The 11,720-nt window shown below is 41.7% G+C and carries 9 protein-coding genes and 1 pseudogene; 4 read left to right on the forward strand and 6 right to left on the reverse strand.

Annotated features, from left to right (window positions below):
- Both I6E38_RS12855 and I6E38_RS12860 read left to right on the forward strand, forming a co-directional pair.
- On the forward strand, positions 1-2,272 hold a 2,272-nt coding region (locus I6E38_RS12855; RefSeq protein WP_235394372.1), incomplete at its 5' end, for a TonB-dependent receptor.
- A 54-nt stretch (positions 2,273-2,326) separates the two neighbouring features.
- The gene (locus I6E38_RS12860) at positions 2,327-2,920 is read left to right on the forward strand and encodes a hypothetical protein (RefSeq protein WP_235394373.1); all 594 of its coding nucleotides are present in this window, start codon (positions 2,327-2,329) and stop codon (positions 2,918-2,920) included.
- Between the two features lie 6 nt (positions 2,921-2,926).
- On the opposite strand, the gene I6E38_RS12865 is transcribed toward I6E38_RS12860, so the two are convergent.
- The gene (locus I6E38_RS12865) at positions 2,927-3,685 is read right to left on the reverse strand and encodes a helix-turn-helix transcriptional regulator (RefSeq protein ID WP_235394374.1); all 759 of its coding nucleotides are present in this window, start codon (positions 3,683-3,685) and stop codon (positions 2,927-2,929) included.
- Positions 3,686-3,758: 73 nt separating this feature from the next.
- Positions 3,759-5,336, reverse strand: coding sequence for an ATP-binding protein (locus I6E38_RS12870; protein ID WP_235394375.1), 1,578 nt, complete (start codon positions 5,334-5,336; stop codon positions 3,759-3,761).
- A 524-nt stretch (positions 5,337-5,860) separates the two neighbouring features.
- Here I6E38_RS12870 and I6E38_RS12875 point away from each other — a divergent pair.
- Both I6E38_RS12875 and I6E38_RS12880 read left to right on the forward strand, forming a co-directional pair.
- Positions 5,861-6,487 (forward strand): hypothetical protein, encoded by a 627-nt coding sequence (locus I6E38_RS12875; protein WP_235394376.1) that lies wholly within the window; start codon positions 5,861-5,863, stop codon positions 6,485-6,487.
- The gene (locus I6E38_RS12880) at positions 6,484-6,771 is read left to right on the forward strand and encodes a winged helix-turn-helix domain-containing protein (RefSeq protein WP_176452265.1); all 288 of its coding nucleotides are present in this window, start codon (positions 6,484-6,486) and stop codon (positions 6,769-6,771) included. The genes I6E38_RS12875 and I6E38_RS12880 overlap by 4 nt, the downstream gene beginning before the upstream one ends.
- Before the next feature lie 472 nt (positions 6,772-7,243).
- Here the strand turns inward: I6E38_RS12880 and I6E38_RS12885 are convergent.
- The 4 genes and pseudogenes from I6E38_RS12885 to I6E38_RS12900 all read right to left on the reverse strand — a co-directional run.
- Positions 7,244-7,819: pseudogene (locus I6E38_RS12885) on the reverse strand (CatA-like O-acetyltransferase, family 2); the annotation flags it as partial.
- A gap of 83 nt (positions 7,820-7,902) precedes the next feature.
- Positions 7,903-8,676, reverse strand: coding sequence for a hypothetical protein (locus I6E38_RS12890; RefSeq protein ID WP_235394377.1), 774 nt, complete (start codon positions 8,674-8,676; stop codon positions 7,903-7,905).
- An 8-nt stretch (positions 8,677-8,684) separates the two neighbouring features.
- Positions 8,685-9,797, reverse strand: coding sequence for a type II toxin-antitoxin system HipA family toxin (locus I6E38_RS12895; RefSeq protein WP_235394378.1), 1,113 nt, complete (start codon positions 9,795-9,797; stop codon positions 8,685-8,687).
- A gap of 18 nt (positions 9,798-9,815) precedes the next feature.
- Positions 9,816-10,154: a helix-turn-helix domain-containing protein gene (locus I6E38_RS12900; protein ID WP_007898096.1), complete on the reverse strand. Its 339-nt coding sequence runs from the start codon at positions 10,152-10,154 to the stop codon at positions 9,816-9,818.
- Positions 10,155-11,720 lie beyond the last annotated feature (1,566 nt).

The raw sequence follows: 11,720 nt of genomic DNA on the forward strand, positions 1-11,720 counted from the left end.
CTATATGGGAAAAATTAAAGGATTTCTCTTTGCCGTACGACACAGAGAAATCCTAATGACCGATTTGGGATTATTGAATAGAACAGACTCAGCTTTCGTCAAGGGCGCTGTGAGTGGAGAGGATGGCAGCTTTGTCATCGACTCTTCATGCAACGGCGGAATCATCAAGGTGACATCCGTAGGCTATAAGACCGTCTGCAAGGATTGCGAGGGCGAGAACATAGGCATCATCAAGATGGAAGAGGATAGTGAGACGCTTGGTGAAGTAGTCGTAAAATCATCCCTGCCTAAGACTATCCTGAAGAATGGCGGAATGACGACAACCGTTGCCGGATCCGTACTTGAGAAGGCAGGAACAATGGAGCACCTGCTCGACCGCATCCCTAAAGTATCTGCCCAGAATGGCAGCATCAAGGTCTTCGGACGCGGTGAGCCTGTTATCTATATCAATGGACGACAGATGAGAGACAAGAGCGAGCTGGACCGTTTGCATTCCGACAACATCAAGTCGGTGGAAGTCATCACTAACCCTGGTGCTCGTTACGCTGCCAGCACCAAGGCGGTCATCCGTATCACAACGAAGAAGATACATGGCGAAGGATTCGGATTTGATGCCTCAACCACAGGAGAATATGATGAGGAGAAAAACTTCGGTGGATATAGCCAATTGAATATGAGCTATCGCAAGAATGGCTTGGATTTGGGAGCATACGCCTTTGGAGCAAAGCAATACCTGCCAAACAATGAAGACTTGCAGCAGAAGACTTATCTTGACAAGACCTGGAACCAGAAGAGTGAAAACAGACAAGTAAGTATAGTAGAAGCTATGAACTTCCGTCTGGATGCCAGCTACCAGTTGGATGCCAACAACTCTATAGGTGCCAACTTTGGCTTTTTGAGAAATCCGAAACAGACCTGCGAAGCCAATATGGCTACAGAAATATGGCAAGATGATGAGCGGACAGAGAACTCTGACAGCCACGGTAGTTTCTTCGAGCAGAAGAGTACTCTTTCAAGCAACATTTACTATGTAGGAAAGATTGGCAAACTCGGCATCGACTTCAATACCGACTGGCTTTGGTCGAAGAATAACGAGGACGTTGTTACCAAAGAGCAATATCAGGAAGTGGGGATGGACGCACAGAGCCAGACGGTTCATAGTCTTACTGACAAGAAATATCGTTTGTTGGCTTCCAAGTTGGTGCTTTCCTATCCTTTGTTGGGTGGTGAGTTATCTTTGGGTGGTGAATATTCCAACACGCATCGCACATCCAAGTATCAGGTAGTACCAACCAACTTCGTGTCGGATGATGACAGCCGTATAACAGAAAGTATGACTTCTTCATTCTTGACCTATTCAAGGGATTTCGGAAACGTGAGCATGGAGGCAGGACTGAGATACGAATACATCGACTTCAACTACTATGAATATGGCAAGTATGTGCCTGGGCAAAGCAAGTCGTATGGCAATTGGTTCCCATCCATCAGCTTGTCGATGCCTGTAGGCAAGGTACAGATGCAGCTGAGCTATGCTACCGACATCGACCGCCCTCCCTATCATTACTTGCGCAGCGGCATACAGTATGACAACCGCTACACGTATGAAACGGGAAATCCATTCTTAGTGTCTGAGATAAGCAAAAATCTTAATTATGAATTGGCTTACAAGTGGTTGACTTTCGATATGACCTACAGCCATACTTCGCATACGATGATGTCGAATGTGGAGACTTACAAAGACAATCCTGCAATAGGACTGCTTAAGCCTGTGAATGGAAAGGCATATAATCATGTAGAAGCTTCCGTCAACTTGCGACCTTCGTTTGGCATTTGGTATCCTTCATTTACGGCATCTGTGATAAAACAGTGGCTTGATATGGATGCACATGATGGCAAAATATCCAACAATCCTATGGCAGTATTCCGCTTTAATAACACCTTCAACACCAAGTTGGCAATGTTAACGTGGATGATGTCGTATACCACAAAAGGATATGGAAGAAATATATATTCGTATAAGCCAAGATTTTGTACCAATGTATCTGTATATAAGGCTTTCTTGAAAGACCGTTTGTCATTTGATCTCTTTATCTATGATTTGTTTGGAACAAACATTAGCCACATGAGTGCTCATTATGGCAAAATGAAGGACATGATTTGTGATAATCTGTCAATAAGCAAAGTGTCGCTTACTGTAAGGTATAAGTTCAACACAACAAGAAGCAAATATAAGGGTACGGGTGCAGGAAAAAGCCAGAAGAACAGAATGTAATCTGTCCGTCTGCAGTATCCGGTAATGGTGTAATGACAATAAATCTCTCTATAAATGAACAACCCAATAAAATTGTTGGTTAGTGGCGCAGACATGGGAGGCTTGATAGCCTCCTGTGCCTTGCACCATGACTTCCATAAAAGTCCTCGGCAGGAAGATAGATTTCATATCTATCGCATAGAAAAGGATACTCTGACCGTGGAAGATGTGGATGCATGCCCCTTGTCGGGCATCCGGTATGCGGTGAATGCAACCTTGCATAACAACGAAGCCTCTTTCACTTTCGATGAGAAATGTAAGGAGCAGGGCATCACCGTTATCCATACCGTCAATCTTGGCAAGGCAGCCTTTCTCGCTGTAGAGAAACCGAAAGGCTATCCATTCAGCGAAGTAGTGAAAAAAGGAACGGATGATTTCCGTTGCTCACTGGGCAAGTATATTTCGCAGTACGGTATGTTCTGGCAGATGCCTGTGCGTTGGATAGATGAAGCCATCAGGCATTATTCCAATGAGTCTTTCCCGCAACTGGGCATCGGAGCATATATTGCCGCCGGCTATTGTGCCAACATCCTCTCGAACCTTGCGGAAGGCAAGGAGGTGAAATACTTCCCCAAGTTCTATCTCTCGCCATTGGTGGAAGAGATATGATTGCGATCATATCATCTGATAGTTAGTGGCATGAAACAGCGCTTCGGCAATGTTCTTCACGCCCATCTTAGCGAAAAGGTTGCGCTTGCAAGCCTTTATAGTGTCAACCGACTTGCATAGTCGGTCGGCAATATCATTCATCGTGTAACCTTGGGCAGACAATCTCAAAACATCTCTCTCTGTCTCGCTCAAGGTTATGCCTTCTTTCTTTTCCCACTTGTGGCGCGAGGTGGAATATTCATAATAGCCGCGCTCACCATTCTTCTGCATGATGATATGTCCCGGTTCATCGGTAGCTGCCAACGATACGGTGCAGAGGGCAAGCCATATTCTTCCGTCATCAGAAAGGAGGATAGGGGTGAGGTGATGATGAATCAATCGGCTATTATTGCCATTGGTAAGATGAAAGTCGTACGAGATAGTATAGTCAAGTCGGTCGCCCACAGGCAATTCATTGAAAAGATCAAAACCTTTCTTATTCACTTCGAGTAGCATCTGCAGGTCAGCATCCGGAACATGGTCTATATACATCTGATAACCAGCCTCCATTAATTGCTCGGGTTCCAATCCGCAGAGATAAGCGAGGTTATCTGATGTATAGATGAAGTCCTGATGAAAATAATCGATGATATAGACGCACTGGTAGGTGCTGCGGGCAAAGGCCTTTGCCGCATTCACCAACAGTTCTATCTTGGCGTAATCCTCCTTGCTGATATGGTTCACCTCATTAGAATGGAGGAAGAAGTCGTGTTTTTCTTTATTCATATATTATCCTTTTAGTCTTAAAATGTCCGTTCCGTGACACCGAACGGACATTTTGATAGCGTTGCAATCTTATTTAATCCACTTCTTTCCAGTCTTTCAATCCTTTTCCCGTTTCGTCAAGTTCTATAGCAAGAGCAATAACCTTACGTTTGTCAGCTTTGAAAGGTTCGGCATATTGCTTGGCTCTTATCTGTTCGGTTGCTGCATCAATACCACCATTGTTGCTTAGCTTCAATTCAAGGACATAGATGAAGTTGGTTGTTTGCACAACCATATCTATTCTGCCAGTAGCAATCATCTTTTCTACTTCAACGCGGCAACCTATGGCATTGAATATTGTGCTCATTATAAGGCGATAGCGCTCCTCCATATCCATGCTTGCAAGCTTCTTGTTGCTATAGGGTACATCTGCAATAAGGGCTTTCAAGCATTTCATGGCTTCGGGGAGATTGCCCACGCTGAGGTAGAGATTAAGGAAAGCCTGTGTCGATTGCATGTCGTTACTCTTGCGCATGGCAAGTGTAGGCAATACAATTTCGCTTAATGCTTGTTTTACCTCGAAGTTGGGAATGCCAAGAAGGTAAGTACCGTTTATGTAACCCTTAATTGTGATATAGCCCGACTGATAAAGAAATAGTTCCGGTCCGCCGCCCGTTACATCAGAAGTTTCTATAATTGTGCTTAACAAGGCACAATGATCAAAATCTTTCAAACGAATCTCCATATCATCCACAAACTTAGGAAGCAAAGAGGTAGCACCGGATGAAGCCCAATAGTTCTTAAGGTCAGAATCAGCCAATGCATTGATGAGACTGAAAGGATTGAAGACATCCACCATGTTGCGGCGACTGAAATGATAGCCATCATAATATGCGGTCAACTGTGCTACGGCTTCATCGAATGTCCAGTCTTCATATTCTGCCAGCTTGTTGATTTCCGGTTTGAAATCACGCGTCACCTCTTCTTTGGTAATACCGCAGATGGCTGCATATTCCGGCTCAAAGCTAATGTTGCTCAGATTGTTGAGCACAGAGAAAAGTGAAATCTGTGTAAACTTGGTTATGCCTGTGATAAAGACAAACTTCTCGTATTTGTCGTCGGCTTTCAATATGGCAAACACCTCTCTATAGATACTGGTGCATGCTTCGTGCTGAGGAGTCTTCCACGAATGTTGCAATGGAGAGTCGTACTCGTCAATGAGGATAGCCACTTGTTGTCCAGTTTCGTTGTAAGCACCCTCAATGATGTTCTTGAATCTTACGGCAAGAGAACTATCTTGGCGTACAACAATTCCATACTCCGTCTCTAAAGTATGAAAAGCATTGTCAAGATAACTTCGCACAGTTTCTGGTCTCGCACCTGCCTGGCTCATGTCAAGTCGTATTACAGGTCGCTTCACCCATTCTTTCTCCATTTCCATTATCTTCAATCCCTCGAAGAGTTCCTTCTTTCCTGTGAAGTAAGCTTCGAGAGTATCGACAAGCACCGATTTGCCAAAGCGGCGTGGGCGGCTCAGGTAATTATACTTCTTTCCACTATTGGCAAGTTGCCAAATGATATCTGTCTTGTCAACATAAAGGTATCCTTCTTTTCTAATTACATCAAAAGACTGGATGCCTACGGGCAATCTTCTGTTGTTTGTCTCTACCATATCTATGGATTTTTGTTTCTTATTGCAAATATACAATGGTTTTTCCGAAACCTCATACTTTTCCTCCTTTCTTTGTAGATTATTATATTTTGGCGACTTTCTGCAAATACTCGCCAAGCAAGCTTGCCGCTCTTTATGCCATAGAACTGTTGTATAACAAATACGAAAAGAAAGCCTTGCAACTATATGAAGAGCTGCTAAGACGCAAAGACATGTTCTATATGCCAGGTGAAACGGCTATGGTACTAAACATTGTCGAGCGAATAGCAAAGTGACAGTCAGTTGTAAACAAAGGTTAAATATTAGCTATTTTGTTGCAAATCATTTGGTTTATAAAATAAACTAAGCTAAATTTGCAACCGTAATCATCAGTGTTAGAAGAGAATAATGCTGGCTAAAGCAAGTGAGAGTCGACCTCCTTGCTTCTCTTTTTCCAAAGATGGTTTATATAATAAACTAAGTGTTTAACCTGGCACATCGCGTTTGATATAGGCAATAAGTGTGTCGCAATAAAGTAAGAAAAAATGGAAGAGAAGAAGATTTCGGAGCAGGTGAGTCTTGAGATTATCACTCGAATGATAAATCAGACAAAGAAGGATTTGTCTGTAGGCAATGGTGACAGTTTCCTTATGTGGGGCTATCTTAGTACAGCAATATCGTTGGCAGTAATCGTCATGTTGCTCGCAACCAACGACCCAAGATATGCTTGGCTGTACATGGCCATACCTATAGCAGGATTCACAGTCTCAGGCATAAAGACCTACAAGGCAAAGCGCAAGAGTCATGTGGCAAGCACTTATGCAAGCAACACTATAAATAATGTGTGGGCTATCATTAGTGCCGTGTTTGCAGTCTACGCCATTGGCTGCCTATTACATTTCGGAGAAGTAAGGAGTTGGAATGGAATGTTTTTGTTGGGTATGTTGTTGCCGGGTATAGGCACATACACCACTGGCGTAATACTTAAGGAAAAGTCGATACAGATGTGCGGACTTCTTGGTGTAGTGATTGGTACAGGACTGCTTCGCTACTTTGTTTGTGGTGAACAAGTTATCAGTATTATGCAGATGGGACAGATGGTATTGTCCTTTGTGATTACCCTTATCATCCCCGGACATATCCTTAACTTCAAAGCAAAAAAGCAACAATAATGAAAGAGTTGGATCCATTACTCCATAGCCAGTTGCGTCTTGCCGTAATGTCTATTCTGCTGAATGTAGAGGAAGCTGACTTCAACTATATCAAGGAAAAGACAGAATCGACGGCAGGCAACCTTAGTGTACAGTTGGACAAACTGGTCACAGCAGGCTATATATCAAAGACTACAGATGGCTCGGGCGTAAAACCCCGAACCATCTGCAAGATGACAGACACGGGGCGCAATGCCATGATGAAATATGTGGAGGCATTGAAGACGTATTTTGCAGGGTTGTAATAAGCGGTTGTAGAATGCAAAATGTACTTATATGATATTCGTATTTGACATTATTCTATTAGTGCCAAATACGATATCAAAAAGCTTGTATGTTTCAATGAATAATTGTATCCTTGTTGAGGATAATCTATGAAAATCCGCAATACAAACAAATAGATACATAATGTATGATTGAACGTATATGCAATATTGACAATGAGTTAGAGGATAGTATATTCTTGTTTGGTGCCCGTCAGACTTGAAAAAGTACTTTTTTGCGTCAGAAATCGCATCGTCGTCTATCTGCATATATTGATGTTTATCTTAAAGAAGAAATTAAGGAAGAGGCTCTTGTAAGGAACCTAAATACTTTTTGTTGATAGTTTCGTTAGATCCTATCAACTGAAAGATGGGAGATGTAGAGTGTATCTATATCATTGATTTTTTCAGAAGACTTTGGAGCGAAGGTATATGATAATCTGTAATCTAATTATTATTCAAGATATATTATTGCTTGTAACAATTCTAAGAATCGTGCTGCATGATTGCCATCCATCTGTACGTGATGAAACTGGAAGGAGATTGGGAGCGTGGTTCGGAAGAAGCCACGGCGATAACTTCCCCACATCAGCATGGGATTACAAAACTTATCCGTGTATTGGTTCACGATGCAGTCAAGCTCCGTTCCTATCATCGCCGACGTTCCCACCACCATCGCATCCTCTAAAGAAGATGACTTGCATTCAGCAGCAGCCTCAGAAGTCAGGCGAAGATAATCTTTATTAAACTTCTGAATATCATCAGAATAAGGAATATCGCAGGAGTTTATTCCACCCTTCTTATTCTCCACGATTACATTAATGGCGATTGAATCGTATTGCATCAATCGCCAGGATGAGCCAAAGTCTTTTTCCGGAAGAAGATAAAACTCCTTGGTTCTCGATGCAGCACAGCCTATCGCCCAGCACAAGATCATATTGAATTTCCATCCCCTCTTCCTGCTTATCTTCAAAATTCGGGAAACATCGAATGTCTTGGTCAGGATGTTATTGTAATAGACTTGCTGACTATATACGACAAAAACGAAATCTCAAATATCTCCGACGACTTTATCACGTATTTGCTCAATGAGCGAAAAAATATATAATCTATTTATATCTTCAGTTTAATGTAAGTTCGGTCGTCGAAGCTTACGTTTCCTTCAACCAGTCCCTTGGTAGCAACAAATTCGCCTATGTTCTGTGGATCATCAATTAGATGGTGTGCCAAGGCTTTTTCGCTTTCTTTTAGTGTAGGTAGCAGAGTAGGGTAGCCGTCAGATGCAAGCACAACAGAATTTGATGCCTTGACAATGTGAGTGCCAGGCATATATATTGGTGTTCCGTCAATAACGGCATACTGTCGGTTTTGTCCCTCCAGCATAGCCTTTATCAGTTGAGGCTCAATAGTGCGTCGTGCATCTTTAGGCGACATACCATTCTTTATAAGTGCTGCACGTTGCATGGCAATCTCTTGTTCGTAAGGCTTGGAGTTGTCGTAATAAGTTCCGTCTATTATAGCTTGGCAGTCGCCCACCATCCACACTTCTTTCTTACTGTTGCTATATATAATGGCAGAAGCCGTAAGGCGTTCCTCTGGATGCTCTGCCATACGTTCCGTTATACCACGTTTGTCGTATTCTTCAGCAAAGCGAAGCGTTATTCCTCGGCAGAAGTCGTCCATGGTATAGTCGGCCGGCATCTGCTTGATATACTCGCTTATGAGCAGCATGGCAAAGCGTCCGTTCTTCATCGAAGGTTCAAGCCTTGTCGGGGTCTTGCTTGTGCTACCATCGATAACGGCAGCAAAGTCATTGTTCACGACAATGCCGTCCTCGCAGTCGGCAGCAGTATGCTTACCGCAAATGAAATGTTCAGTTATTGTCATATCAATCGTTAATATTGCTGTTTTATAATATCCTCAACTTCATAGTATATTTCTCTACACCTTTGCTCTTGCATTTTATTCTTTATACCGACAGCAATCATATCCTCTAATGATGGGTGAGCCGAATTGTTTACTGATGTAGCGTGTTCGCCATTATATCCCTCAGTGCAATGAGTAAGGTCGTATGCGGGAGCCAAATGCCAATGCCATTTGTTGTCCTTGTCTTTGGTAACTATAAAGCTGAAATTCTTGCAATGATCGTCTTTGTTTTCTGCAATATAATTGAACACCATTCTACGATACATTTGTTCCACATCTTTATAATTCTGTGTAAGATAGCCGGTCAGTGCCAATAGATTAACATAGTCAAGCACAGGGTTGCTAAGAGATATTGACAGCAAGCCACCTGCTGTAGCTGTGTGTATACGTTCACCATCAGCAGTAATGTCAAAGCGACGGGTCGTGAAATATTTATCATTAATCAGTTTGAAGTCGGGTACGATAATGCCACATTGTCGTGCTTTCTCGTTGTATTCAAATTCTTGTTTGCCCATGTCTTGTGGATCATAAGTATGGCGGAATTTGATAAGCCAATGTCCTTCTTCGTCAGAGAATATAGCCTTAGGCCTGCAACCTCCACTATTACCACTATTGTATAGAAGCAGTCCTGCGTCTGTGTCTTGCTGTTCTCTTAATACTTCAAGGGCTTTTTCTTGCAAAAGGTCGAAGTCTTGCAGTTCCATTTCTCTTTCTACAATAGTCTCAGGCTCATATGTTAAAGCTCCCATACCACCATTTCCTACTAAGCTTAAGCGGTCGAGTGCAGAGAGTTCGAAGTCATTAATGCCTATTTTTAGTAACGTCTTGTGAAGAAGATAGCGGCCATAGCCATCAGGCAAACTGTCTTCGAATATGCCAAAGTTGCCATTGAAATGATTTGGCTGAGCAATAAAAAGTCCGGGTTTCAATGGCAATTCCAAGGGAGATATGCTGAATCCTTCTGTCAGCCATTGACTATCGTATTCGAAGACACAGCATTTCTTGTCGGCAGTTAATGTTAATGTGCCGACCTTTTTGTTGTGAAACCTAACTTGTAATGATTCTATCTTTTTCATTTTCATAATCAATGTAAGCTTGTTTTATCTCTTATAGGCTTTTTTCTTGTTCATGTTTCGCTTTATCTCTTGCAGTTCTTCCATTGTGTCATACTTCTGTTGTGAGAAGATATGCCGAATTTCAGAAGTATATTCTAATGCCATAGCAATGCCTATTAGGTTTTTGAGTGAAATGAGTCCTTTCTGTTCAAATCTCACAATATTGCTCACAGCAACTCCCGATTTCTCAGCCACTTGTTCGCGAGTAAGGTTCTTCTCTATTCTACGACGGCGGAATTCGGCAGCTATCTCCTTTGCAATCTCGTCTGGATTGTCGTGTAGATAGTTGTCTAATATTGCTAATATCTTATTTGTTTCTGCCATAATCAATAATTTATTGATAATATATTATCGATTGCGAAGTTACACGTTTTTGTTGAAATGACAAAGGTTAAGTATGGTTATTTTGTTGTTTAAAATAATTCTACCTATCTATCTTTTTTGTACTTTTGTACATGAAAAATAATGAGACAAATAAATACAAATATGTTCCACTTTCTAAAAAAGTATTCTCCAGATTATGCCCAAAACACTATTGAGGGATGGTCAATAATTTTGGTTGTTGCTGTTGGTTGCGAAGTGTCATCCTTTGCTAATAGTTGGTTGGGAATGTTGGGTATGTTCGTAATTGGTGCCTTATGTGCTCACATCATAGCTTGTCTCATAAAATATTGTATGACTAATAAATGATTTAAAGGATATGTACTAAACCGATTGAAACTGTTGGACTCACAATGTCCAGCAGTTTCAATCGGCTTATAATCAGCGTTATTTCTTTTTCGGTTTATCTTCTGTTAAAAAGAACTGGCAAAACTCTCTTAACTGCTGTTGCATTTGTTCCTGTGGTATTACACCTGCACAATATCTCAATATGGTTTGTCAAAGTCGTTAGTGTCAGGATATTGGGCATTTGTCCAGTTTGTGATTGGACAAATAGTGCAGTTTCTGACTGCACAAATTTGTCTGTCATATATTTTCTTATAGTTGCAGCAAATGTTTCTGAAGAATATTCATCACAAAACATCACCATGTTATAAAGATTTCTCTTGCTAAATCCCTTAATATCAGGGCGCTTTGAGCGAATATATTCAGACAGTTGGGATACTTCCTGCTTTTTGCAGCGCAGAGATTTCCCGGTTACTGGTTGCGTCTTCAGTCATGCGATAAGACACCTGAACGAGCAATCCGTATTTAGGTACACAGAAATCCGCTTCTACATTTTTTTCGCAAACATGCAGTCTATACACTGTATAATTCACCCAAAACATGCAGTGTATAGACTGCATCCCCGTCGTTTTTTACGACAAAAGTAATGTATTTATTACATAATAATTAGACTTGTTTTATGCGTTAGCATCGATTGGTACGAGCGCTCATAACAACTGGTGCGCATGCTCATTTCATATGTCACGCCGTCTCATTTCAATTGTGGTGGGGTGGCGATAGTGACGGTTTTAGGAGAGCTTTTTTAGCTTTTACATATCTAATTCAAATGTTTTTCGTATCTTTGCGATGGATTTCTCCGTATTTCACGGTATGATATCCAGACATTGTGGTAAAAAATATGCATTCGCTATTATTTCGCGTTTAGCCAAGAGCCTCGGAAACTCATTTGGAATAAAAAGCACGAATAATATGTGACAGGTGACTCGTATAGTTATCCCTGGAAAATTGATAAGCGATGCACACGCAATAGGCGTGGTGCATTCTTAGAAATTTCCGGGGTTCCAATCCGAGGCCACCCCGTGCTAAACGCGATAAGGATGGCATCACGCTTTTCTTATGTCTTGTCGTACCGTGTCGCGTTTGCGGATTGATGGCTCACCCGATAAACTAGGGGGAAGACGCTTTGATTCTATAGAAAATTTATACCTTTGTGCCATGAATAAT

The sequence above is a fragment of the Leyella stercorea genome (genome assembly GCF_021531355.1).
Classification (GTDB): Bacteria; Bacteroidota; Bacteroidia; order Bacteroidales; family Bacteroidaceae; genus Prevotella.

Coding starts and splice junctions, on each gene's coding strand:
- I6E38_RS12860 (WP_235394373.1), top strand. CDS start 2,327: ATGAACAACCCAATAAAATTGTTGGTTAGTGGCGCAGACATGGGAGGC.
- I6E38_RS12865 (WP_235394374.1), bottom strand. CDS start 3,685: ATGAATAAAGAAAAACACGACTTCTTCCTCCATTCTAATGAGGTGAAC.
- I6E38_RS12870 (WP_235394375.1), bottom strand. CDS start 5,336: ATGGTAGAGACAAACAACAGAAGATTGCCCGTAGGCATCCAGTCTTTT.
- I6E38_RS12875 (WP_235394376.1), top strand. CDS start 5,861: ATGGAAGAGAAGAAGATTTCGGAGCAGGTGAGTCTTGAGATTATCACT.
- I6E38_RS12890 (WP_235394377.1), bottom strand. CDS start 8,676: ATGACAATAACTGAACATTTCATTTGCGGTAAGCATACTGCTGCCGAC.
- I6E38_RS12895 (WP_235394378.1), bottom strand. CDS start 9,797: ATGAAAATGAAAAAGATAGAATCATTACAAGTTAGGTTTCACAACAAA.
- I6E38_RS12900 (WP_007898096.1), bottom strand. CDS start 10,154: ATGGCAGAAACAAATAAGATATTAGCAATATTAGACAACTATCTACAC.